Annotated in this window: 24 protein-coding genes; 5 read left to right on the top strand and 19 right to left on the bottom strand. The window is 38.8% G+C overall.

The window, feature by feature from the left end; translation table 11 throughout:
- Positions 1–110: 110 nt before the first annotated feature.
- From IAE19_RS05375 to IAE19_RS05345, 7 genes are all read right to left on the bottom strand, one after another.
- On the bottom strand, positions 111–809 hold the full coding sequence (locus tag IAE19_RS05375) for a membrane integrity-associated transporter subunit PqiC (RefSeq protein ID WP_200459914.1): 699 nt from the start codon (positions 807–809) through the stop codon (positions 111–113).
- Entirely contained in the window at positions 799–2,451 is a 1,653-nt protein-coding gene (locus tag IAE19_RS05370; RefSeq protein ID WP_200460272.1) for an intermembrane transport protein PqiB, read from the bottom strand. The genes IAE19_RS05375 and IAE19_RS05370 overlap by 11 nt, the downstream gene beginning before the upstream one ends.
- Positions 2,452–2,465: 14 nt before the next feature.
- Entirely contained in the window at positions 2,466–3,272 is an 807-nt protein-coding gene (locus tag IAE19_RS05365; RefSeq protein ID WP_200459913.1) for a paraquat-inducible protein A, read from the bottom strand.
- Positions 3,269–3,949, bottom strand: coding sequence for a paraquat-inducible protein A (locus IAE19_RS05360; RefSeq protein ID WP_200459912.1), 681 nt, complete (start codon positions 3,947–3,949; stop codon positions 3,269–3,271). Before IAE19_RS05360 ends, IAE19_RS05365 begins: the two co-directional genes overlap by 4 nt.
- Positions 3,950–4,178: 229 nt before the next feature.
- Positions 4,179–4,853, bottom strand: a complete 675-nt coding sequence (locus tag IAE19_RS05355) for a class I SAM-dependent methyltransferase (RefSeq protein WP_200459911.1) — start codon at positions 4,851–4,853, stop codon at positions 4,179–4,181.
- A gap of 23 nt (positions 4,854–4,876) precedes the next feature.
- Positions 4,877–5,659: a Rossmann-like and DUF2520 domain-containing protein gene (locus tag IAE19_RS05350; RefSeq protein WP_200459910.1), complete on the bottom strand. Its 783-nt coding sequence runs from the start codon at positions 5,657–5,659 to the stop codon at positions 4,877–4,879.
- A gap of 95 nt (positions 5,660–5,754) precedes the next feature.
- Complete coding sequence (locus IAE19_RS05345) at positions 5,755–6,774, bottom strand: DUF1311 domain-containing protein (RefSeq protein WP_200459909.1); 1,020 nt, start codon at positions 6,772–6,774, stop codon at positions 5,755–5,757.
- Between the two features lie 229 nt (positions 6,775–7,003).
- Here IAE19_RS05345 and IAE19_RS05340 point away from each other — a divergent pair, with 229 nt between their 5' ends.
- Positions 7,004–7,438, top strand: a complete 435-nt coding sequence (locus IAE19_RS05340; RefSeq protein WP_227610871.1) for a hypothetical protein — start codon at positions 7,004–7,006, stop codon at positions 7,436–7,438.
- Between the two features lie 608 nt (positions 7,439–8,046).
- On the opposite strand, the gene IAE19_RS05335 is transcribed toward IAE19_RS05340, so the two are convergent.
- On the bottom strand, positions 8,047–9,282 hold the full coding sequence (locus tag IAE19_RS05335) for a dihydroorotase (RefSeq protein ID WP_200459908.1): 1,236 nt from the start codon (positions 9,280–9,282) through the stop codon (positions 8,047–8,049).
- Positions 9,283–9,294: 12 nt separating this feature from the next.
- A complete protein-coding gene (locus IAE19_RS05330; RefSeq protein WP_200459907.1) occupies positions 9,295–10,311 on the bottom strand; it encodes an aspartate carbamoyltransferase catalytic subunit in 1,017 nt (338 codons plus the stop codon).
- A 143-nt stretch (positions 10,312–10,454) separates the two neighbouring features.
- Between IAE19_RS05330 and rlmKL the strand changes: the two genes are divergently transcribed.
- Entirely contained in the window at positions 10,455–12,656 is a 2,202-nt protein-coding gene (gene rlmKL, locus IAE19_RS05325; protein ID WP_200459906.1) for a bifunctional 23S rRNA (guanine(2069)-N(7))-methyltransferase RlmK/23S rRNA (guanine(2445)-N(2))-methyltransferase RlmL, read from the top strand.
- Positions 12,657–12,719: 63 nt separating this feature from the next.
- On the opposite strand, the gene IAE19_RS05320 is transcribed toward rlmKL, so the two are convergent.
- Both IAE19_RS05320 and clpB read right to left on the bottom strand, forming a co-directional pair.
- Complete coding sequence (locus IAE19_RS05320; RefSeq protein WP_200460270.1) at positions 12,720–13,163, bottom strand: hypothetical protein; 444 nt, start codon at positions 13,161–13,163, stop codon at positions 12,720–12,722.
- Between the two features lie 185 nt (positions 13,164–13,348).
- A complete protein-coding gene (gene clpB, locus IAE19_RS05315; RefSeq protein WP_200459905.1) occupies positions 13,349–15,928 on the bottom strand; it encodes an ATP-dependent chaperone ClpB in 2,580 nt (859 codons plus the stop codon).
- 309 nt (positions 15,929–16,237) lie between these two features.
- On the opposite strand from clpB, the gene IAE19_RS05310 reads away from it, so the two are divergent.
- Positions 16,238–17,041, top strand: coding sequence for a peptidoglycan DD-metalloendopeptidase family protein (locus IAE19_RS05310; protein ID WP_200459904.1), 804 nt, complete (start codon positions 16,238–16,240; stop codon positions 17,039–17,041).
- Here IAE19_RS05310 and IAE19_RS05305 read toward each other — a convergent pair.
- Together IAE19_RS05305 and IAE19_RS05300 are read right to left on the bottom strand one after the other, a co-directional pair.
- Positions 17,027–17,470, bottom strand: coding sequence for a GNAT family N-acetyltransferase (locus tag IAE19_RS05305; RefSeq protein WP_200459903.1), 444 nt, complete (start codon positions 17,468–17,470; stop codon positions 17,027–17,029). The two genes, IAE19_RS05310 and IAE19_RS05305, sit on opposite strands and share 15 nt — an antisense overlap.
- 85 nt (positions 17,471–17,555) lie before the next feature.
- Complete coding sequence (locus IAE19_RS05300; RefSeq protein WP_200459902.1) at positions 17,556–17,978, bottom strand: OsmC family protein; 423 nt, start codon at positions 17,976–17,978, stop codon at positions 17,556–17,558.
- 149 nt (positions 17,979–18,127) lie between these two features.
- On the opposite strand from IAE19_RS05300, the gene crp reads away from it, so the two are divergent.
- Together crp and IAE19_RS05290 are read left to right on the top strand one after the other, a co-directional pair.
- On the top strand, positions 18,128–18,835 hold the full coding sequence (gene crp, locus IAE19_RS05295; RefSeq protein WP_200459901.1) for a cAMP-activated global transcriptional regulator CRP: 708 nt from the start codon (positions 18,128–18,130) through the stop codon (positions 18,833–18,835).
- Between the two features lie 148 nt (positions 18,836–18,983).
- Positions 18,984–20,030 carry an NADP(H)-dependent aldo-keto reductase gene (locus tag IAE19_RS05290; protein WP_200459900.1) on the top strand — a complete coding sequence of 349 codons (1,047 nt, stop codon included), beginning with the start codon at positions 18,984–18,986 and terminating at the stop codon, positions 20,028–20,030.
- Between the two features lie 60 nt (positions 20,031–20,090).
- Here the strand turns inward: IAE19_RS05290 and IAE19_RS05285 are convergent, their stop codons facing one another.
- The 6 genes from IAE19_RS05285 to IAE19_RS05260 form a co-directional block, all read right to left on the bottom strand.
- Positions 20,091–20,873 carry a M48 family metallopeptidase gene (locus IAE19_RS05285; RefSeq protein WP_200459899.1) on the bottom strand — a complete coding sequence of 261 codons (783 nt, stop codon included), beginning with the start codon at positions 20,871–20,873 and terminating at the stop codon, positions 20,091–20,093.
- A gap of 101 nt (positions 20,874–20,974) precedes the next feature.
- On the bottom strand, positions 20,975–21,286 hold the full coding sequence (locus IAE19_RS05280) for a hypothetical protein (protein WP_200459898.1): 312 nt from the start codon (positions 21,284–21,286) through the stop codon (positions 20,975–20,977).
- A 94-nt stretch (positions 21,287–21,380) separates the two neighbouring features.
- Positions 21,381–22,700 carry an adenylosuccinate synthase gene (locus IAE19_RS05275; RefSeq protein WP_200459897.1) on the bottom strand — a complete coding sequence of 440 codons (1,320 nt, stop codon included), beginning with the start codon at positions 22,698–22,700 and terminating at the stop codon, positions 21,381–21,383.
- A 69-nt stretch (positions 22,701–22,769) separates the two neighbouring features.
- On the bottom strand, positions 22,770–23,936 hold the full coding sequence (locus tag IAE19_RS05270) for an ATP phosphoribosyltransferase regulatory subunit (RefSeq protein WP_200459896.1): 1,167 nt from the start codon (positions 23,934–23,936) through the stop codon (positions 22,770–22,772).
- Positions 23,937–24,088: 152 nt separating this feature from the next.
- Positions 24,089–24,430 (bottom strand): hypothetical protein, encoded by a 342-nt coding sequence (locus IAE19_RS05265; protein ID WP_200459895.1) that lies wholly within the window; start codon positions 24,428–24,430, stop codon positions 24,089–24,091.
- Positions 24,431–24,552: 122 nt separating this feature from the next.
- Positions 24,553–25,578: a type I glyceraldehyde-3-phosphate dehydrogenase gene (locus IAE19_RS05260; protein ID WP_200459894.1), complete on the bottom strand. Its 1,026-nt coding sequence runs from the start codon at positions 25,576–25,578 to the stop codon at positions 24,553–24,555.
- Positions 25,579–25,891 lie beyond the last annotated feature (313 nt).

Here is a 25,891-nt window from a genome sequence, read left to right as displayed (position 1 = left end):
TCTTCGTTATTTAGTTTGATCTGATGGCGATAATAAGTCTTGAGGGAAAACTTTTCAGAAAATTAAGCCATCAGATATTAAATATTCCGTTATCTTAATGTGAATTAAAATTAGGAACACGTGACTCCATTCACATTCACCATTTTGTTCGCATTTAACATGACAACAGAGCTAGCAATATTGTCAATGATTCGGTTTAGTGATTGTGTAGATGCGATCACAATATTGTGGATATTCCTACTTTCACCCTGAATAGGCACGGTAAAACTGGTTCTACAACTCAGTGAACGATTTGCTAGATTTCTTTGAGCTAAAGCGGCTGAGTTCTGCACAGCGGAAATATCAGGTTTTACAATCCATGTCACCATGACATTTATATAATGATCATTAGAATCTGTAAAAGCCGAACGGTTTAAACCGTCAATGACATCAAAATTTGAAAAATCCGTCGCAATACGATATGACACCTGACCTGCCGTCATTCCACTATTATAACGATCAACAGCACCCAATTTTTGTTGCAATCCAGCCGATAAACCATCGCGTAATTGTGTACTTAAAGTCGATGTCCAGCGATCATTGTCCAGCACTTTTGACTTACCCTGATTATCCTGTAGAACAATGGATGCTCGATCTAAACGATCTGGCAATCCTACAGGCAATACTTCGATAACATTTACCCCCGAGTTCTGTATGGGGGTCACTTTGGCTTGCAAAGTATAATAGTTAGGCGTTGGTGAACTAGAGCAAGCACTGACAAATATCACTGTTGCTACCAGTCCTAGTCTAAAATAATTTTTATTTTTCATTTCGATCAACCTCAGGGGTTTTACCTCGAATCAAGGATTCTGGATGCTGTTCAATATAGTCTGACATTAATTGTAATGATGCTGCTGCACGAGTCATTTGCTGTAAGGCACGGCGCACATCACGTTGCAACGGCGCATCACTGGATAAAATGGATTCGGTAGACCGTAAAGTACCACGTACATCATTTAAGGTAGACTGTAATTCTGGCGCAACTTTACCATCGAGCTGTTGAACCAACTGATTAGTTGAATCAATGGCAGTATTCATATTATCCAATGTTTTACGCATATCTTGCCCAATTTCAACCAACGGGAATTTTGTCAATTTATCCGCGATCTGGGAAACCTGAGCCTGCAATCCTTTTAACTCAGATGGCATTGTTGGCACTTCAAAAGTACCATTTGGTAATACTTTTATAAACGCGGGCTTGGCTTTAGGGAAAAGATCAAAAGCAATATAATTTTGGCCTGTCAGTAAATTACCTGTTCGCATTTGTGCTCGCCAACCATTTTGGACAAAGCGTTTAAAAATTTCGCCATTCGGATCCATATCCTGACCATGTGCTAAACGCGATGGATAAATAGTACCTTCTGCTCGCATACGAACACGACTGTAATTACGATCAAACTCAGCATTGATTGATTTGATATTTCCTACTTCAATACCCATAAAATCAATCGGAGCACCTGCGGTCAATCCTCGTAATGATTGGTCAAAATACATCACTACGCTAATTGGTTTGCCGTCAGGATCTTTTAAAGCCTCGGCTTTTGAATCCCATAAATTAAAATGACTTAAATTCTGGGCAATTTGTGCATTTGAATTTTCAGGATATCCAAAGGCAATACCACCCGCCACAATACTGGCTAATGATTGAGTATCTAGATTAAATCCAGAAGCATTTAAGGTTACATCTACGCCACTGGCTTGCCAAAAACGAGCATCCTGAGTTACAAACTTGTCATAAGGTGAACGGATGAACGTCTGAAGTTCCACATATTTACCATCATTAGCCAAGTTATAAGCGGTAATCTGACCCACATTAATTCGCCGATAATAAATTGGAGAACCAATATCCAATGAACCTAAATCTTTAGCCTTTAAGAAAAATCTTTTTCCTGGCACATCTGAGGTCACTACTGGAGGAACTTCCAGTCCATTAAAATCTTCTTTTTTCTCATCTGATTTTCCGCCATCAACCTCGATATAAGACCCTGAAAACAGCGTATCAATTCCAGAAACTCCACTGGTGCCCACTCGTGGACGAACCACCCAGAAACGCGAATCTTTTGCAGCAAAATTACTTGCATCCTTACGTAACTCAATTTTAGCAATCACATGGGAGCGATCATCTGAAAGTACTATTTCACGGACCAAACCAATATCCACCTGTCGATATTTTACAGTCGTTTTTCCAGCAACTAATCCTTCAGCCGTTCGGAATGACACATGAATAGTAGGTCCGATCGCCAAAATAGATTTTATGGCTAAAGAAAGTGCAATTAATAATGCAATAAAAGGAATCAACCAAATCAGTGCAGGTCTCCACTTACCCTTTTTTTTCTGGGGGGGTGGCAAAGTTTCAACTGTCTGATTCAGATCATGATCTGGATTGCTATTGGTTGTATTATTTTCCGTCATCATTCATGTTCTTTTTAACGAGGCTGAAAAAAATCATTCTTCGATGGTAAATGATTTATCTGATTAATCATGGTCTTTTTCGTAGAATTAGGTTGCTTTTGTAATCTATTTTGAGACGCATAATAATTATCCCAAATGATACGTGGGTCAAAACTTAATGAGGCAAACATGGTCAGCACGACAACTGCCCCAAAGGCAACAGCACCCGGCCCTGCCAAAATAGTTGCTAATGATTGAATCTGTATAAGTGCCGTCAATAACGCTACGACAAAAACATCAATCATGGACCAGCGTCCAACAAACTCAACAATACGATATAACACGCTGCAATGTGAAGGTAACATATTCCATTGTGCTGAGGATTGCATTCGCACCACAAACACTAAAAAGTATAAAATCAGCAATTTTACCATCGGGATAAATATACTTGCAGTAAAAATCACCGCTGCAACAAAGTAATCACCACTTTGCCAAAAATAGATTACACCGCTCATAATCGTATCTTGTTGATGCCCTAATAATGAATCTGTAATCGTCATCGGCAGTAGATTTGCGGGTATATACAAAATAGTCGCAGCAATGACCAATGCCAGGGTTCGACTTTGGCTATGGTCTTTGCGTACATGCAAAGCTGTTCGACATCTACTACAATATTGATGCTGATCCATTTGATTTGTTTGTGTATTAAGCAAACCGCAACAATGGCAAGTAACGAATGCAAGATCGATGGCTCGTGGAATAACGGGATTAGTACGAGCATCGTCATCGGCAATATACTCTTGGTTATATAATTGCTTTCCAATTTGTTTGATCTTTTTCATGACAAGCACCGATCAACTTCATCCCAAATATCTTTAACTTTGACTGAAGCGATATACACCAGTAACAGGCTTAATATCGCAAATGCCCATAAAGCGATACCCGGAATTACTACCACCATTCCCATCAATTTAACCAATGTCACCAGAACACCAATTAAAAAAACTTCAACCATCCCCCATGTTCTGAATACATAGATCGTTCTTAAAGCAGGCGTTAAATACTTTGGCCGTGTTTTAAAAATACTGACCGATCCAAAAATATAAGTTAATAGTAATAAATCTGTAAGTGGAACAATAAATGTAGTGATTAAGATAAGAACCCCAACAAACCCTCGATCAATATGAAACATAGTCAAGGCTGCACCTAGCAGTGTTGTCTGGGATATATTGCCATTGAGCTCTACACTAACGATTGGAAAACTATTGGCCACAATAAAAATAATTAATGCAGTAATGACCAGCGCCAGCAATGTATTGAAAGGTTTAACCTGCCGATAAAGCTCAGCACCACAACAATGACAGTACGCACGCTCACCCCGTTCAAGCTTTACTTTTCGATAAAGCGCATCGCATTCTTCACAGCAGCATAATGTTGTCCGTGACAAATAACTGACTGTACTTCGCAGATTTTGATCAGAATCTGCTAAAGGTGAATGCGTTGCATTAGGTTCGCTCATAAAATAGTCATGCTCTTTTATTGTTTCTTTATTCATTAATTCCAAAAAACTTATCTGATCCCGTAAAATGATCGAGATTTTTCAGTATCTTGAATGCCAGTTAGCCTTTGTCAAATAGGAATGAAGGTATTGTCTTCTCATTTTTAAATGGTCGGGATGACTATAATTTTATATCTCAACAAAAATAGGCAAGCAACCATTGAACTGTTTCAGTGAAATCTAAATTTTGTTATTTTACGAAAGCCAAAAAACCCTGATAACTTAAAATTTGAGTAAAACGCCTGACTGGACTAAAACCCGCCTTTTCAAGCAAATCAAAAGTTTGATTATCGGATAAAGCATAAAAATCATCTGAAAGTCTTTTCAACATTGCACTTGTTTGCACTTCTGTTAATCCATTACTTTCACAAATATTTTTTAATGCTTCTTGTTCTTGTTCAGTTTGCATGGCAGTTAAGTCAAAAGTTAAGAATAGACCACCGGCTTTAATTCGCTTTCTTATGGCATCTAAAAATACCAACTTCGTGCTAAACGGGACAAAGTGCGTAACCAATATAGAAAGCGCAGCATCAAAATGATTCATATCATCTAATGTAGGTACATCACCTAATATAAAACGTACCCGATATTGTGTATCAACATCTTTAACACTTGCCTTTGCTTTATCCAACATAGTGGCAGATAAGTCTGTTGCAGTAAAACTCCATTCTGGAAAAGCTTGCAGCAAATAACGAAGCTCATAGCCTGTTCCACAACCCACGACTAAGATATTGGCACGTTTAGGTAAATATGTTGTCAGCAATGCCCGTATTTGCTGATGAACTACTTCATAACCTGGAATCAATTTACGAATATGTTGATCATAACCATCAACCACCTGCTGTGACGTAAAATCTTTTGCCATATTATTTTAACCCTCTTCTTTGTTTAGGATTCAAGATGATGTCGATGAATAATCGCCTGACTCAGAATTTGATAAATTTCTTTGAGATCTGATCGATCAGCTTTTTGCAACAAATTTTGATGCATTTTTAGAATATTATAATCTTGTCGAGCAGCTGGCCCCGTTTGTACCTGCATCGGATTATATTGAGTTGCTTTTTTTGCCGTTTCCAGCATCAAAGGATAAAGCAATGAAAAATCAACATGTTGCTGATCTACAATTTGTTTTGCCATATCATAACAATAATTACTAAAATTACAGGCAAAAACAGCAGCCAAATGCAAACTTAAACGTTGAGCAGATGAATAAGAATACACACGTTTACTTAGGCTATTGGCCAGATCATTTAAAATTCGACCACTTTTTTCTTGAATCGCCTCAATAAATAAAGGGGTTTCGGTCCAATTAATTTCACTTTCAAAACTAAAAGTCTGAAGTGGATAAAACACACCGGCATTCGGATAGAAATCAGATAAAACCTTAAGATCGGTGCTCCCCGACGTATGGACAATCAAAACATGCTCTAAAAGTGTATGAATAGATTGAACTACTTGCGAAATAGCCTGATCGCTTACGGCAAGAACCAATAAATCTGTATTGGGATTGATTCGGTTATACTCATTTATCGCTTGGGCACCCACCTGACTAGCAAGTTTTTCTGCATGTTCCAAATGACGACTCAAAATCTGTACAATTTGATGCTGTTGAGCAAATGCGTGGGCTAAATGTGTTGCAACTTTTCCAGAACCTATAAAACTGATCCGCATACCCCAATCCATCTACACAAATAGGCTTAAGCATGCCAATAAAGAAAGGACGAATCAATCGCCCTCTGCAAATATCAGATTTTTATCAAACAATTTTAATTAAATAGATTATTTAAATATATCACTCGTTCAATTGTCCGCTGATTAAAGCATTTTGTATATTGCACTTCGATATTTTGATCATTTAATACCTCATCCCAATAGTCAGATTGTTTTTGATAAGTTTCTCTTTCATTTTCAGGAATTTCATAGACAGGCTTTTGTGCAATGACTTTACAGTCTATATCTCTTTTTTCAAACCAATCCGCTTGATCCTGTTTAAATCGTTCACGCTGTTCTTCTGTAAAGTTATCCCATGTCTGATTCAGCCGTTCAACCTGTTTCTGTTTTTCGGCTTCCAGTTCTTTTTTACGAATATCCATTGCCTGTTTTGCCAGATTATATTGTGCAGCGTATTTCTGGTCATTATCCTGCATTATGGAATGATATTCTTTATTTTTTTTGACATAACTTTCAAAAAGAACCGCGTGCTTTGTAATAAAAGCAACGTCTTCTAATATTTCTTTTTGGTTCTGTACACTTAGACTCAAACCCTCTTTATCTGTCTTGGTGATGCTATATAAAAAGTTACCCCGTAACTCATCATCTGTTACCGTCAAACCTGATTCATTATCATCTAGATAATCTTTTACCGTTGGATATCCTTCTACTTCAACATTTTCAATATAAGCCTGATAAGCATTTTCTGCACGTTGTATTAAACCTTTTGGAAAAGATACCACCATTTGACTTTCACAATTAAGCTCTTTTGCAGTCTTGATATCTTCAGTCAATGTACGAATAGTTTTAATTTCAAATCGCAAACCTTTATTAATTTTTTCCAACAGATTTTGGTCAGCTTCATCATATCTAGAAGATTGACGCAGATTTTTTTCAATGACTTTTATATATTCAGCTTTTAAATTAATCTGAATTTTATTGAGATTATCAGGATCAGTACAACTGAAATTTGAAATATTATGAGCTTTGTTTTCAGTTTTTTTATTTTTAAAGTAGTCACAACCAACAAATAAAGTTGTAGTTAACAATACGGTACAAATAGGGGGAAATTTCATGCTTTTAGACAATCGCTTTTGATTATTTATATCAGCTACATCTTAATAATCCCATATTTATTAATCAAGAATTTTAATTATTTTGTTTTAAATACAAACTTACTTGTCATTTAATGACAAGAATTAAAATCATTATATTTTTATGTACAAAACACCTTCTACACAAATAAAATTTTAAATAATTTTTTATATTATATTTCGTACAATAGTCTTAATGAGTGTTAGGTGCATGACCAATAAGACTGATAATATGAGACGTATCATTAGCCAATCTACATTTGCAAGAGGAGAAGTTTACAAAAGTGGAATAAAGGAATATGTAAAAAAGATGAGTGAACTTGGAAAAATGGGTAAACATATAAAAGGTGGAGGATATTTATTCCTTGCTTTGGATGTTTACAATGCAGAAGAGGCTATTGCTCATGCAAAAAAAGAAGAAAAAGCAAGAACAACTGTTGTTGAAAGTTCAAAGATTGTTGGTGGTTTAATTGGCGGTAGTGTAAGAGCATTTATTGTATTTACAGTAGCCACTGGGGGGACATCACTAATTTTACTCGGTCTTGCTGCTGGGGCTTCGGCTTTATTAGGATGGGGATTTAGTAAAGGAGCAAGAATAATAGCAGATAAAGGTTATCTTTTTTTGAGAGTTAATAAAATGTCATGAATAAATTTTTATTATTTATAAAAACTATGCCATTTGTATTTTTGACTATAGTTTTCTCTTTTTTATATTTATTTTCTTTCGCAGTTCAATACATTGATATAAACAAAAATCTAAAAGAAATTTGCAAAATTATGTTTAAATATGACGACCTTTACAAACCGCCTTTAAATTATTTTGATTTTTATTTTCTAAGTACCCTTTCCTTAGTTTTTTTGCGTGAAACACTCAATATAAAAAAATAACAAAATTTAAAAACTTTACGGAAAGGAGTTTTATTATAAAATTGAAAAACATCAGTTAAATAAGCTACTTCACCAAAATCCATACTTTTTTTACATTCAATATTTTGTATTCTTCTTTGGCATCCTTAGTATAATTTTTATGGATACTGCATGTTTTTTAATTAAATTTTCATAAAATATTTTATTTATATGTCTTTCTGTCTTATTGAAAAGACATCATACTACTCTAAAAAATAAGACTCCAGACTAACACATCAAATTACATCTTTAGTTCTTGAGCTATCTCATTAAAATATATATTACAATTCATAATGAATTTTTTTATGTATTTAAAATAAATCCCCCCAACTCAGTGGGGGAGATTTTTTAACTTAGAAAAGTTTGAATGACTTTTCCAGTCAAATTCTGGTTTAAAAGTGGCGTATTTTTACCACTGGAAAGAATACTTTTCTTTTCCACTGTCCATGCTAGATCAGGATCCACTAGCACCCAACCTTTCTCTGCCTGCCAGCGTTCCAGCATGTTTGCCACTTGTGCAGGAGCTAAAGTGACTTTTTCAACCCATTCAAGTGGTTCAAATAAACCTTCTTTAACCAGTTGTACTCCTAATGCAACATAAGTATCAAAAGCACTGATCCCCGGCAGGGTTTCTGCAAATGGCATCATTTTCGCTGAACTACTCAACGGCTCATGGTGAGTGCAAATTGCATCAATCACGCCTGACTTAAGAGCCTGACGTAATTGCTCTTTATCTTGCTCGGAACGCAAGGGCGGACGGACATGGGCAAGTGAATTAAAGCCATCAATCAACGATTCTGTTAAATGTAACTGATGCATCGCAACGTCAGCCGTGACTGGCAAACCTTTGGCTTTAGCCGCTTCAATCAATTCAATTGATTTTCCAGAAGACAACAATCCAAAATGTGCCCGCACTCCCGTAGCTTCAATCATAATTAAATATTTGGCAATCGCAATGGTTTCTGCAATCGCAGGAATCATAGGCAAACCCTGACGTGAAGCGATAAACCCTTCATGTACACAGCCATCTTTAGCAATTTGCGGCTCTTCTGGATAAAATACCACGGTTAAACCCAAACCTGCTGCATATTCTAGTGTGCGAATGACCACATCATCGTCTTCAAAGGCTGCATTGGCATTAGAAACCGCAGTACATCCCCCCTTTTTCAACGCTGCCATATTGGCAGGTTGCTTACCCCATAACCCTTGAGTCTGTGCGCCAATAATATGCAAATGAAACTTTCCATCGGTCCATGCTTTTTCAATTAAGCCATGAATCAAAGCTCCGTTATCCTGCACAATTGGTTTGGAATCAGGTGGAGTGATCACATGTAAAATGCCATTTTCACGTGCAGCCAGACCTTCGGACTTTAATGTACCATGCTGTTGTTGTCCCGGCTCTCTTACACGCGCGCACAAATCTACCATGGTTGGCATCAACCATTTACCTTGTGCATCGATACTCTGATCAATTTGATCAAGTGATTTGACCATTTTTCCATTTTGTAAAAAAACAGTGGTTACGCGGTCAATTTTCTCAACAGGATCAAGTAAACGGACATTTTCAAGTTTTACATTGCTCATGATTTCGATCTCTTATCCCGCAATTGCTTCGATTAAACCTTGTTCCTGTAACTGGCCTTGCATCGTCAATGCCAAGACTGCCATACGCACAGCAATGCCATTGGTCACCTGATGTAAAATCACAGAACGAGGACCATCGGCAATGCTGGAATCAATCTCAACACCTCGATTCATCGGGCCTGGATGCATCACAATACAGTCGGGCTTGGCTAAAGCTAAACGTTCCTGATTTAATCCGTACATACGATAAAATTCAGATTGAGACGATAAAGCAGGTGAATCAATCCGTTCATTTTGAATCCGAAGTGCAATAATCACATCACAATCCTGAACTCCTTCATCCATTTTATTAAACAAACGGACATGATCGCCAAATTCACTAAAACCGACAGGTAATAATGTATTGGGTGCAATGACACGAATATCTTTGCAGCCCAGCGTTTGCAAAGCTGCAATATCAGAACGTGCAACACGTGAATGTTTAATATCCCCAATAATGGCCACACTGAGTTCTTCAAATGGTTTGTGAGTATCGCGACGAATAGTGAGCATATCCAGCATAGCCTGAGTGGGGTGCGCATGGCGACCATCTCCTGCATTGATAATCGCTAGATTTGGGCAAACATCTTTAGCAATGAAATGTGCTGCACCTGAAGAAGAATGGCGTACCACAAAAATATCCGCTGCCATTGCCTCAAGGTTCCAGAGAGTATCCCGTAAGGTTTCCCCTTTAGAGGTACTCGAACGTGCAATATCGATATTTAATACATTGGCCGACAGACGTTTCGCTGCAGCTTCAAAGGTAGTGCGAGTACGAGTAGAATTTTCAAAAAATAAATTCATCACGGTACGCCCTTCAAGTAATGGCGTTGTGATCAACTGATTTTGATCATTGATAAAAGATTGTGCGGTATCGAGAATTTTTATGAGCGTTTCTTTAGAAAGACCTTCGATGGTCAGGAAGTGTTTTAAATTGCCCTGCTGATTGAGCTGAATCTGACTCGGTGTATGCAATGCCGCCAAGTGCATGAGAGATTCCTTAGACGTTAAGTTAACGCATTATACAGATATTTTTCTCAATCGGGCAGTTGAAGTTTTAGGCAAATGAACAAGTTTTCCCCTTCAAAATACGTTAAAATAGTCGATTGCTTTAGCTGCTCTTGGAAAATTGAATGAATTCACCGCAACGTCTTTCTACATATTGGGTTACCTGTGCAGATGGACTAGAAACCTTACTGCAACAAGAATTACAAGGTTTAGGTATTGAGCAGACAGAACGTTTTGCGGGTCGTCTTATTTTTCAAGGTACTTTAGAGCAAGCTTATCGGATTTGTATGTGGTCGCGTTTGGCATCCCGGGTGTTAAAACCAATTCATACCTATGAACTAGAGCGTAGTCATGATGCTCGGGATGTGGCTGAAGAACTATACGAGGGCGCTTTAAGCTTTGACTGGTCACTTATTTTTGCTCCACAAAGCACTTTTGCCATTCGTTTACATGTTGAACGTGATATCAAGGTTAATACTCAATTTGCTACCCTTAGAGCCAAAGATGGCGTAGTAGATTCTTTTATGGAAGCTGTTGGTCGTCGCCCGAGTATTGATACTAAACAACCCGAAATTACTTTATTTGTATTGGCAGGCAAAACTGAACATACATTTTGTCTAGATTTATCAGGCGATTCGCTACATAAACGTGGTTATCGTCGTTATATGACTGAAGCACCGATTAAGGAAAATCTGGCAGCTGCAATTTTACAAAAAGCGAAATTGTCAGTATTGCAACCTGATTTAATTCTTGATCCGATGTGTGGTTCAGGTACTTTTATTATAGAAGCTTTAATGATTTTGACGGATCGCGCTCCAGGTCTTGTTCGTCGATTTGGATTTAATGGTTGGCATGGCCATGACCATGAATTATGGCTTGAGCTTAAAGCAGAAGCAGCGCAACGTCATGAAGCAGCTTTGGAAAAGCCACTCCCAAAATTTTATGCATTCGATGCTGACTGGGAAGCTGTGAAAGCCACTCGTCAAAATATTATCGCAGCAGGTTTTGAAAAATTACTCGACCAGATTCAGATCGAGGAACGCCCACTTGCAGATTGGCCATCTTTTGAAAATACTTATAAAAATGCACTTGTAGTGACTAATCCACCTTATGGTGAACGTCTAGGGGATAAAGCTTCAAATCGTGCTTTATATTTAGGTTTGTCTGCCCTGTTGCAACAACATTTTCCAAATCAACACGCTGCTGTGATTGCCGCACAAATTGAACAGGCAGATGTGTTGGCATTCAGTGAACCTGAAACCCTACGTTTGATGAATGGTAAATTGCCGATTTACATCCGTTTTGGTCAAGTAAAACCCATTACGAATCATCAACCTTTCTTGACCCATTGGCATGCTGATCCTGTCGAAATTGAAGGCGCACAAGATTTTGCCAATCGCCTACAAAAGAATATGCTGGCGTTAAAGAAATGGGCAATTAAAGATCAAGTTTTCTGTCTACGCCTTTATGACGCAGACTTACCGGATTTTAATGTCGCAGTGGATTTGTATGGTGATAAATTGCATGTGCAAGAATATGCACCACCGAAAAAAATTGATCCAGAAAAAGCCAAAAAACGTTTTAATCTGGCTTTAGCTGCCATTCGTGCAGTGACGGGGTTACCTCGTGAAGCGGTTTTTATTAAAACTCGTGCAAGACAAGAAGGTAAAAGTCAGTACACTAAACAAAGTACGGTATCAAAACGTTTTATCGTTCAGGAAGGTCAAGCTAAAATTTTAGTGAATTTGACTGACTATCTGGATACAGGTCTGTTTTTAGATCATCGTCAAATGCGTTTGCGTATTGCTAATGAAGCACGTGGCAAGCATTTCCTTAATCTATTCAGCTATACCTCCACGGCAAGCGTACATGCCGCACTTGGCGGTGCCGCCAGCACGACTAGCGTAGATTTATCCAATACTTATTTGAACTGGTCAAAAGAGAACTTTGTTTTAAATGGTCTTACTGTTGACCATGCAGATGAACAACATATGTTTTTTGCCAGTGACTGCTTTGAATGGCTGAAAGAAGGTCATGAACAATATGATCTGATTTTTATTGATCCCCCAACCTTCTCCAACTCAAAAAAGTTCTATGGTACTTTTGACATTCAACGCGACCATGTTTCTTTATTAAAACGAGCTATGAATCGTTTAAGCGCGGGTGGAACGTTATACTTTTCCAATAACTATCGCGGTTTCGAGCTAGACGAAGAAATCGACGCTTTATTTGATGCACAAGAAATCACCCAAGACACTATTGGACTCGATTTTAAGCGGAATCAAAAAATTCATCGCGCATGGAAAATTCAACATCTACAGAACTAAAATTATGCCTTGAAAAAGAGTAATCGATTAAATAAATAAAGCCTGTTGAAATTTCAATAGGCTTTATTTATTAATGGTAATCGTGACATCACCCTTCGCATTTCCCAATTGAGGACCACTAAAATTCAGTTTATCCAGACGAATTTTTTCCTCGTAAGGTGGTAGCTCTTGAATTTGTTGTTGCAAATACACACTGACTTTTGTAGGTTCGGTGATTTTCTTTTGCTCTTCATGTTCTGATAAAACACTCGCATCCAAATTATCTTGCGTGAGCTGTTTGATATGTTTCTTCGCAATCGTTTGATTGAGATCTTTCTGCTCTGGAACTGGTTTTTTTACATCCTGTTCAACGGCTTTCACCACAGGTGGAGTCACCCGCTCCAGTAAATCACTTTCATTTCTCAATCCCCCTTCATTTAATGGAGTGGCAGAAATGGTGTAACCTGAACACCCCAAACTTCCTAACAAAATAAACATTGTAGAAAGTGTAGATCCTTTACATTCCATCACGTGATTCTTCCTTTATTCAATCAGTTCTTCTTATTTGATTTGACGCTAACAAGATTTAGCTTAATCTGCAATGATTAGAAATAACTTCCCGATAATCTGTCGATTAGATTCAGCATATTTAGCGATAAAAAAGAGGACGTTGTTAAAACGTCCTCTTTATGGGATCAATATTCAAGCGAATATTAACTGAGTTTTAATTTATCAAACACCAAATGACCATGATCGCCCTTGATAATAATGTTGTCTCCCGATTGAAAGTCACCCGCCAGAATTTTTTGAGCAAGTGTATTTTCCACCTGTTGCTGAATCGCACGTTTTAGCGGACGCGCACCATAAACAGGATCAAATCCAGCATCAATCAAGATATCAAAGGCACTATCATCAATGGTCAAGCCAATTTCACGATCTGCCAAACGTGAACGTAAACGATCAAGTTGAATATCGGCAATGCCACGAATCTGTGATTTCTGCAATGAATGGAATACCACCAGTTCATCAATACGGTTAATAAACTCAGGACGGAAGTGTTGACTTACAGCAGCCATTACTATGGCACGAACTTCATCATCTGTCGCACCTTCACCCAATTCACGCACATCTTGCGAACCAAGATTAGATGTCATCACAATCACGGTGTTTTTAAAATCAACTACGCGACCTTGTGAATCCGTTAAACGTCCATCATCCAAGACCTGTAGCAAGATATTAAACACATCTGGATGTGCTTTTTCCACTTCATCAAATAGCACTACACTATACGGCTTACGACGCACAGCTTCTGTAAGCACACCCCCTTCTTCGTAACCAACATAACCTGGAGGTGCACCAACCAAACGGCTGACTGAATGTTTCTCCATAAATTCACTCATATCGATACGAATCATGGCATCGTCACTATCAAACAGGAAATTCGCCAAAGCTTTGGTTAACTCTGTTTTACCTACCCCCGTTGGCCCAAGAAATAGAAATGATCCACTTGGACGGTTTGGATCGGACAAACCAGCACGCGAACGGCGAACGGCATTAGACACTGCAACCACAGCTTCGTTTTGACCAACCACACGGTTATGTAGAAATTCTTCCATATTTAGAAGTTTTTCACGTTCGCCTTGCAGCATTTTCGCCACAGGAATACCAGTTGCCGCACTTACCACTTCTGCAATTTCATTTTCAGTAACTTTGGTACGAATCAGTTTCGGCTCTTCATTTTCTTCGGCAACCTCAGCTTGCTCAAGACGTTTTTGCAATTCTGGGATTACACCGTATTGTAATCGCGCAGCTTCTGCCAAATCGCCTTCACGCTGTGCCTTATCAAAAGCTATACGAGCTTGGTCAAGTTCGATTTGAGCTTTTTTATCACCTTCAACCAATGTTTTTTCGGCTTTCCAGATCTCTTCCATATCATTGTATTCTTTCTCAATGATTGAAATCTGCTCTTCAAGGTGATTAATTTCAGCTTTACTTCCAGCATCTTCGTCACGTTTTACTGCTTCAAGCTGCATTTTAAGCTGAATGATCCGACGTTCCAGACGATCCAAAGCTTCTGGTTTAGAATCAATCTCCATTTTGATACGTGATGCTGCTTCATCAATCAAGTCAATGGCTTTATCAGGCAATTGGCGATCTGTGATATAACGATGTGACATTTTTGCCGCCGCAATAATAGCGGAGTCGAGGATTTGTACGCCATGATGCGCGGCATATTTCTCTTTTAATCCACGTAAAATCGCAATGGTATCTTCAACACTAGGTTCGTCCACCTGAACTTTCTGGAAACGACGCTCAAGTGCAGCATCTTTTTCAATATACTGGCGATATTCATCGAGTGTGGTTGCCCCTACACAACGTAACTCACCACGTGCCAACGCAGGCTTCAACATGTTTCCGGCATCCATTGCACCATCTGTTTTACCCGCGCCAACTAAGGTATGTAATTCATCAATAAATAAAATGACGTTACCATCTTGTTTGGCCAAATCATTCAATACCGCTTTTAGGCGTTCTTCAAATTCACCACGATATTTCGCGCCAGCCAGTAATGAACCTAAATCTAGCGACAATACACGTTTATTTTTTAGACTTTCTGGTACTTCACCATTGACGATACGTTGCGCCAGACCCTCTACAATTGCGGTTTTACCTACACCAGGTTCACCAATCAAAACAGGATTGTTTTTAGTACGACGTGAAAGCACCTGAATCGTCCGGCGAATTTCATCATCGCGTCCAATGACAGGATCAAGTTTTCCTGCCAACGCGCGTTCGGTTAAATCGATGGTATATTTATTTAATGAGTCACGTTGATCTTCGTGATTATTACTCATGACTTTATCGTCCCCTCGAATAGATTCAATAACTTTACGCAGTGCCTCTGTCGTTACGCCTACGCTATTTAATAAACTTTTGGTACTTCCAGTTTCAGTTAATGCCAGAAGCACCCAATCTGTTGATAGAAACTCATCACCCGCTTTTTGAGCATGACGATCCGCCAGATTCAAAACTTTAACCGCCTCGGGGTTCAGATTGACATCACCTGTGGGATTGGAAATGGTAGGTGCATCTTTAATCGCCTGCTCTAGCTTTTGTTTAAGTTCGGGTAATCTTGCACCTGATTGCTGCAACAGACTTAAATTTGATGGTTCTTCCAGTAAAACTGAAAGGATATGAATACCATCAATAGCAGTATGGTCTTTGCCAGTCGCCAATGATTGAGCATCTGACAAAGCTTGTTGCAATCGATTCGTAAATTTTTCGAAACGCATTATTGTTATTCCTCATCATCAATTTGTTACTTGCTTAATACATGGGAACGCTTTTATAAATTTCAAATATTTTTATAAGTTTTTACCATATTTTTCATAGCGTTATAATAAGATTTATGCAAATAAAACTTAGTTCTAATATGGGTGCATTTCAAATCATTTTCAAGTGAGTCTGTATGCAGTTTTGTTAATAAGCGTGCATTAAGTAATAGGCACTCTATTCAAATTAAAATACATAAATCAAAACAACAGATTTTCGATGTCACATCTGATAAAAATGGTTCTAAATCTTCTTGATTACTGATTTCCATGTTTAAAAAGTATACTTTTTCTATTTTGTCCTTATTTTTATTAGCATCTCCTGTTTTGTATGCGCAATTACCTCAAGACTCACGACGTCCAGGTGGTATCGCTGTTATTGCCCTCAGTCCAGATATTGAATATGTTCGTTTTAATCAGGAAAAAGTTCTCATTACTCAGGAAAACTCTCAACGTTATGCGATTTTAGGTATTCCTTTAAATACACCAATAGGTTTGCTAAAACTAGACACCAATAAGCAACCCATTCAAATAGAAATTCAACCTTATGCATATGCAGAGCAGCGTATTACTGTCAAAAATCAGGATTATGTAAATCCTTCAGAAGCTCAACTCACACGTTATGCGAGTGAAGCCAAAGCACAAAATGATATCTATAATTCATTTACAGCGAGTACATGGCAGTCTCTGCCTCACTTCATACGTCCTACTTCAGGCCAATTTAGTAATTCTTTTGGCCGTAAACGTTTTTTTAATGGTGAAGAACGTGCGCCGCATTCGGGTCTAGATATTCCCGCACCTATTGGGCAAAAAGTTATCGCACCTGCTGATGGCATAGTGGTGCAAATGGGTGATTATTTTTTTAATGGGAAAACGGTACTGATTGATCATGGGCAAGGTTTAATCAGCATGTTTTGTCATTTAAGTAAGATTGAAGTAAAACAAGGCCAGAAAATTCACCAAGGAGAGGTTCTAGGATTAGTTGGAAAAACTGGACGAGTGACGGGCCCCCATTTACATTGGGGAATGAGCTTGAATAATGCCCGCGTAGATCCACAGTTATTTCTTCACTGAGGTATCAAGAAATTTACGAAAATATTTTGGCGCATCTTCATATCCCTGAGCAAGGTAAAACTGATGCGCCAGCTTTCGATGATCACTTGAATGTAATTCCATCCGATCACAGCCACGCTGTCGTGCAATCTCTTCCGCATAGGCTAACAATGCCTGACCAACTTTTTGTCCTCTAAACTTTTTCTCCACACACAAATAGGCGACTCGAGCGAAATCACCCGCTACCGCAATTTGCGGAATCATGCTTAAAGACAAAAAACCTGCAACTTCAGCACCTATCTGAGCTACAAAAATATATTGATGAGGATCTTCTGCAAATGTTTTGATTTTGCTCATAATGAATTCAACAGATTCAACATAACCCAATTGATCCAATAACACCTGTAATATCTGAGCATCTTTGAGCTCTGCTTCACGTATTTTTAACATCCTTACCCTCCTATTTAAATTTTCAAACCTGTAAAAGAAAAAGGCTGACGTTTCGTCAGCCTTCAACTTTTACATGTCATCAAAATTATTCAGCTTCGATAATTTCAAAATCATGCGTAATGTTGACACCACCATCCGACAGCATTTTACTGGCAGAACAATATTTTTCTGCTGAAAGCTCAACCGCCTTTGCCACCTGTTTTTCTTTTACTGCTTTTCCAGTCACTACAAAATGCAAATGGATGTGGGTAAAGACTGCAGGAATCGTATCTGCACGATCTGCTTTTAGCTCACATACGACATTGGTCACATCTTGACGAGCTTTCTTTAAAATAGTCACAATATCGAACGAAGCACACCCACCAAGTCCCATTAAAATCAGTTCCATCGGACGTGGACCACGGTTTTCACCCCCATACTCGGCAGAACCATCCATCACCACTTGATGACCACTTTCAGATTTCGCTTCAAAAGCAACATTCTCTAGCCAATGAACACTTGTTTGCATTGCAACTACCCAAAAAAAATTATAAATTTACATAGTTCTTGTACACTAGCATAAAATGAGTTGATAAGGAATTTCATCTCTTGTGTGTGAATACGCTCATTTAGGTCTTGTGCGATCTTTTTTATATATCCTAATCGGAAAACTTAAGCATGACGTCAAACTTTTCACAACTCAGCACCGATGCTTTGTCTCCAGGTCAACTACCAGAGTCAGTCAAGGCGCTTTTAAAACGTGCTCATATTAATCGCTATCCAAAACGCACGACGATTGTTGACGCAGGTACTGAATCAAAATCACTGTATTTGATTTTGAAAGGCTCCGTTTCAATTATTTTACGTGAAGATGATGAACGTGAAATCGTGGTTGCTTACTTAAATCCTGGGGACTTTTTTGGGGAAATGGGTCTCTTTGAAGCAAATCCACAACGTACAGCAGAAGTACGTACGCGTGATGTCTGTGAAATTGCTGAAATTTCATATGACAATTTCCATGAACTTAGCAAGCAATATCCGGATTTAAGCTATGCGGTATTTGCCCAACTGGTACGACGCCTAAAAAATACTACCCGTAAAGTGACAGATCTTGCTTTTATAGATGTGTCAGGTCGTATTGCACGGTGTCTGATTGATTTATCTGCTCAACCAGAAGCCATGATTTTGCCGAATGGTCGTCAGATCCGCATTACCCGTCAGGAAATTGGACGTATCGTAGGCTGTTCACGTGAAATGGTGGGCCGTGTTCTTAAAACCCTAGAAGAGCAAGGCATGATCGAAACTGATGGTAAAGCCATTCTTATTTTTGACGCATCGTTGGAAGAGAAATCTCTCAATGATACTGATTTCGATGATGAAGAATAAGATTTCGTTTTATTCTATAAGGAAAGCAAACTTTAAAGTTTGCTTTTTTTTATGAAAAATATTTAAGATACAAAAACATACACACCATTTATGCTAAATAATTTAAGTTCAGAAATGACACTTTTCAATCAAAATTAAGGATCAGGTTATGCAATATCATGCATTGGGTGATTCAGGCATTCAAGTTCCTGAAATTTGTTTAGGTACCATGACATTTGGAGAACAAAACTCCCAGGCAGAAGCATTTGAACAACTCAACTATGCTCTTGAAAATGGCTTACATTTTTGGGATACAGCGGAAATGTATTCTGTTCCGCCAAAACCTGAAACCTACGGCGCAACCGAAACTATTTTGGGCAACTGGTTTGCACAACATGGGCAGCGTGACCAAGTGTTTCTCGCTTCCAAAATCGCTGGACCAGGTTTTGGTGGTAGCCATATTCGCGAGGGTCAGACCCAATTTGGCAAACACATCGAACAAGCATTGGATAGCTCTTTAAAGCGATTACAGACCGATTATATTGATCTCTATCAATTGCACTGGCCAGAACGCCATACTAACTTCTTTGGGGGTTTAGGATTCAGCAATGCTGAAGCTGCCACTCACTATGAAGTTGAAGCCATGCAAAACACGTTATTAGCGTTGCAAAAAGAAATTGATCGTGGACGTATTCGCCATATTGGTTTATCGAATGAAACGCCATGGGGAACCATGAAGTTTTTGCAACTCGCTCAGAAACTAGGTGTTGCTAAATTTGTAAGTGTGCAAAACCCTTATAGTCTACTCAATCGTACCTATGAAATTGGCATGTCCGAAATTGCCAAATACGAAGGCATTGGTTTGTTGGCTTATTCACCGCTCGCTTTTGGTTATTTGACAGGTAAATTCCGTCATGGCGCACGACCTGCCAATGCACGAGTGACATTATTTTCACGATTTACCCGCTATAGCAATCCGCAAAGTGAATGGGCAACCGAGCAATATGCACAACTTGCTGAACAACATGGTTTAACGCTCACTCAAATGGCTTTGGCCTTTATCAAGCAACAATTTTTTGTAACCAGTACGATTATTGGTGCTACCAGTTTGGATCAGTTAAAAGAAGACATTCAGGCCTTTGATATCACTCTTAATGATGCTGTACTTCAAGGCATTGAAAAAATTCATAACCAGCAGCCCAACCCTGCTCCTTAAAGAAATAAAAAACAGGATGCCAATGGGCATCCTGTTTGATCTCATTCAATTTCAACCAGATTAGCGACGATTATTATAAACTGCCATCGCTGCCGGTAGGTTTTTACGCATTTCATTAATACGTTGCGTATTTGAAGGATGTGTCGACAGGAAAGCTGGCCCAGCACCCGCACCGTCCAGTTTATTCATTTTTTCCCATAGAGTGATAGCGGCCTGTGGGTTATAACCCGCTTTTGCCATTAACATTAAACCGCCATAATCCGCACGACTTTCCAGACTACGTGAATAGGGCAAGCCTACACCCACCTGACTGCCTAGATCCAGAGCAGCAGAACCCAACTGACCAATACTGTCACCTGCATACGCCTTACCAATATTAAGCGCCAGACCCGTAAGGGCTTCTGCACCAATCTTGCTTTTTGAATGTTCTTCCAAAGCATGGGTCATTTCATGCCCCATGACTGCAGCGATTTCTGCATCACTTAAATTAAGTTTATTGACAATCCCTGTGTAAAACACAACCTTACCACCGGGGGCAACATAGGCATTGACAGTATCAGATTTGATTACAGCAAGTTGCCACTGAAACTGCTGACCTGTTTGGTTCATCTGGTTTGCATAAGGCACTAAGCGCTGCATAACGGTATTAATACGCCGATAAGTCACAGAAGATGTATCCAACTGCCCTTTTTGCTGTGCTTCGGTTGTCATTTTACTAAAGCCCTGAGCAGCTGTTGCATTTAAAGTTGCAGAGTCCGCACCCGCTATATCAGCAAATGTTGCACAGCCGCCAAGTGTAATCATACTGGCGGTCAAAAAACTTATTAATATATTTTTATTCATCAAAACCTCTCCTCTCAAAGCAACTTAACGTGCTGTTTTGACGTGCATTATAAATAAATGTAAAAAACAAATTAAATCAATATCATTAGATTTATGTAATTCTATCTAAAAATAAATAAAATCCATGAAATTAAACAAATTACATTCACAATAAAATAGAACCGCAACAAGGGTTTGATTGTATTTTCAAGATTTAAATCATTTCGTTTAAATAATAAATAAGCATTTTGCAACAAAATTATGGGCACGATAACACAGGCTATAATTACAGTTAAGCCCATAAATGCCGCCATAAATACATTTGGATCTTGCGTTTGTAAAACAATAATCCACATTGCGATGGTTGGGGCACCCCCCATGGCGAACAAAAGAGAATAAAAAATCGTTTGTGCGATTTGTGGTTGAAGCTTCATGCCAAATTGATTTCACTATTTTTATACGGGATTTTATAAATGATAAAAGAAAAGCACCTATTTAGGTGCTCTCTTTAGTCGTAAAGTTAAATGTTTATGCTGAAAATGGATGACGAAGCACGATTGTTTCAGCACGATCTGGACCTGTTGAAATAATATCAATTGGACATTCGATCAATTGTTCGATACGTTTTACGTATGCCAAAGCATTTGCAGGAAGCTGATCAACACTGGTCAGACCCACTGTAGAATCACTCCAGCCAGGCATGCTTTCATAAATTGGTTTCAGACTTTCAAATGAAATCGCGTCTGAAGAACCAATGCAACCAGAGTCAGTATTTTCATAACCTACACAAATTTTGACTTCTTCCAAACCGTCTAAAACATCCAGTTTGGTCAAGCAAATGCCTGAAAGTGAGTTTACATCAACTGAACGACGTAAAATTTCAGCATCAAACCAGCCACAACGACGTTGACGGCCCGTAGATGCGCCAAATTCATGACCCACTGTACCTAAATGGCGACCAATCGCATCACCTGTATCAGTAGAAGCATCATAGTGCAACTCGGTTGGGAATGGACCTGCACCCACACGTGTAGTGTAGGCTTTGGTAATTCCTAACACATAATCTAAATGCAACGGCCCCATACCAGAACCAGAACTTACTCCACCCGCAGTGGTATTTGAACTGGTAACATATGGATAAGTACCATGATCGATGTCGAGCAAAGAACCTTGCGCGCCTTCAAACATGATCGCTTTACCATCTTTACGATAGTCATGTAGAACCTGTGTCACATCAATGATTAATGGAGCCAGAACTTCACGCCATTGATTACAAAGTGCCAAAACATCCTCAAATTTTACAGCCTCTACACCATAAAATTGAGTTAATTGGAAGTTATGTAACTCAAGCATTTCCTGAAGTTTTTCTTCAAGCGCAACGCCACCACGGACTAAATCTGCAACACGGACTGCACGACGTGCAACTTTGTCTTCGTAAGCAGGGCCAATACCACGACCAGTTGTACCAATTTTGGCATTGCCACGTTTTTTCTCACGCGCCTGATCCAGTGCAATATGGTTTGGCAAAATCAATGGACAATTTGGGGAAATGCGTAAACGTTCTTTTACAGGAACACCTTCTTTTTCCAAAATATCCATTTCATCAATTAGAGCCGCTGGAGATAGCACCACACCATTACCAATTAAGCACAATACGTTATCACGTAAAATACCTGATGGAATGAGGTGCAAAACAGTTTTCTTTCCACCTACGACAAGAGTATGCCCCGCATTGTGTCCGCCTTGATAGCGAACTACAGCTGCCGCCTGATCTGTGAGCAGGTCGACGATTTTGCCTTTACCTTCGTCGCCCCATTGGGTACCAAGTACCACAACATTCTTGCCCATAATAGCCTCATTACATCATGCTGTTAAAATTGAATGTTTATTTGCTATGCATGTATGACAAATAAACCCTTAAATTTTTTCAATCTGCCATCTGCCGTCTGCATTCACCATTTGGTGCGTTGCGTAAGGAACAGAACTTAAATCATCATTGCCTAATAACTGAATCACAGGTAAACCTTGTTGACGCGCATGATCAATCGCCTTAAGTAGACTTTCATCCTGACTATTTGGCGCAACAACCGTTTCAATCTGTTTAAATTGTCCTGCGCAAAGGGCATATAAATCACAACTAAATCCCGTTGCAGGACGTGCACGACCAAAATGCTCACCAATACCATCGTAACGGCCACCTTGTGCCAGTGGTGCTGCACGATTTGGGGCATAAACGGCATACATTAGACCAGTATGGTAGTGATAACTGCGCAGTTCTACGACATCAATACCAATATGTAGCTCTGGCCAACGTGACTGTATTTGAATCAACGTAGTTTTTAATGCATTTAATGCATTTTGGAATGCAATATCATTTAGCACATCATCACTTAAATGACTTTGTAGTGCGTCAAGATCACTTGCATAACGACCCAGTGCATAAAAATCTGATCCAAAAGACAAGTCTTGAGTGAATTCTTCAAGCTCAGGCAAGGCCTTACGCTGATACAAATCAGATAAGTCTTGCTCAGTCTGTTTGCTTAAACCCGCACGTTCTACCAGACTACGAAACAAGCCAACATGCCCCAAATCAAGATGGACGCCATCCAGTGCGTTTGCTTGTTTGATTAAGCCCAACATTACATCGACCATTTCAACATCTGCTTCGATACTGTCATGACCATATAACTCTGCACCCAATTGTAGCGGTGCACGGGAAGAGTTAAAATTTTGGGGTTTCGTATGCAAAACAGTCCCTGCATAGCAATAACGTGCCACACCTTCGATAGAACGAACGTGTGCGTCAATACGAGCAACCTGCGGAGTCATATCTGCACGGACACCGAGTAAGCGTCCAGAGAGTTGATCAATAACTTTAAACGTGACTAGATCCAAATCATGATTTGATTCAGATAATAAAGACAACGATTCGATGTATTCGATAAAAGGTGTGTACACCAACTGATAACCCCGAGATGCGAGGAAATCCAGTGCATGTCGACGAAGCGTCTCTACTACTTGCGCTTGTTCTGGTAATACATCTGCTACCCCATCAGGTAACAACCATGTCTCTGAAATCGGCATGTTTCAAACCTAAAATTTGCTCAAGGCGGAATCAATCCGCATAAAAAAATCGGGAACACACCCGATTTCTCCAAGTCTAACACGATAGTTGCTGCCATGCACCTGACAATTTTATGAAAATTAATTTTATGACTTTACTGTTCATTTCATTGTTATTTTAGATCATCTTTTTCAAATTCATTAATACGCTTAAAATCTTCGGCATGCCCCACATACTGACTAATGAGAGCAATCAGCTCTGCATTTTGCAACTCCAGAAGCTTTGATTTTTGTACTGTTTGATTGAGCAATTCCCGATCAACCTGAACACCCTTAGCTAAATCCTGCATAATTTCCAGGGTTTTTTTGAGATTGCTTTCAAGTGTCATGACTTTTTCTTCAAGTTTCTGATGCTGGCTATCCTCTTGCAGCGAGTTTTGTTCTTTACGAAATTGCAGGACAATTAAAATTAAAACTGCAATCATTAAAATAATGATAAATAGCCACATGAGCATCTTGTTCCCCTTATTTCTTACGTTATTTATGTTTATAAAGGCATATTAAAATATAAGTCTCTATTTTATTAACACATTATCCACTTCAATGTTTAAAATATGAATGTAACACGGTTAAAAATTTATTGATTAAATGATTGGCATAAATCTAATAATCGATTTGCATATCCCCATTCATTATCATACCAAGCAAAAACTTTCGCTTGACGCCCAACCACCATTGTTTGGGTCAAATCTACAATCAATGAATAAGGTGAATGATTAAAATCGCTAGAAACCAAAGCCTCATCGGTAACAGACATAATTTCTGAATAATCGTATTTCGCAGCATTGATCAGCACTTCATTTAAATGATGTGGATGAATAGGACTTTGTGAAACAAAACTTAAATCAATGGCTGCGACATTAATAGTAGGAACACGAATCGAATAACCATCGATTCGATTTTCCATTTTTGGCATGACTCTTTTTAGTGCATTTAATGCGCTGGATGTAGTCGGAATAATATTTTGACCAGAAGCACGAGCACGTCGCAAATCACGATGCGCATGATCCAGTACCGATTGGTCGGCAGTTACCGCATGAATTTCAGTCATTAATGCTGTTTCGATACCAAAAGCATCATCAATAATTTTAACTAAAGGAACGAGTGCCTGAGTGGTACACGATACACTTGAAATAATACGGTCTGTAGCTTTAACTTCAGTCTGATTTACACCATAAACAATAGCAGCATCCACCTGATCAAATGGTGCTGCGCCAATAATGACACGTCTAGCGCCTGCCCCTAAGTGTCGAATTGCATCGGCATGCGAACGGAATAATCCTGTACATTCTAAAACCACATCAATATTCAATGCTTTCCACGGCAAGTTTTCAGGCGCTTCTTCACGAAAAACCTGTACGGCAAGCTCACGGCCAAAAGCTTGAATAGTTAAGATAATTTGTTCATTTTCGATATTGATCGTCACGTCACCATGAAAACGACCATGTGTCGTATCATATTTAAACAAATGCACTAACGTCTCAACATCAGCAATGTCATTGATCGCCACAATATCAAAGTTAAACTGTTTTGGATTTTCAAACCATGCACGTAAAACATTTCGGCCAATCCGACCAAATCCATTAATGGCGATACGTTGCATGCTTTACCCTTTTATCGAAGCGATCTGACTATATGTTAAAACATTGATTATCACGATGATACAATTGAATCGAGAGTTTAGACGAGTTTGTTATTTTTTGATCAATTAGATCCTTTATAAATGCCCTTCTACTTTCATCGGTTTACCCCAGAGTACCTCTACAAATATAGACTTCCTGTAAAATTACTACTTTTTTGATGAAGCCTCTCCATTCATTGACAACACTATTGCATAGAATTGTCATGATTTCTCGGTAAAATCGTTGGTTGAACGGGGTTTTTCCGTTATAATTTGGCACTTTTGAAATCTACGC

Origin of the sequence: Acinetobacter sp. S40, from assembly GCF_016624705.1 — a bacterium.
Taxonomy (GTDB): domain Bacteria; phylum Pseudomonadota; class Gammaproteobacteria; order Pseudomonadales; family Moraxellaceae; genus Acinetobacter.
Note: the sequence above shows the minus strand (reverse complement) of the source record. Positions and strands in the feature narration are given on the sequence as shown.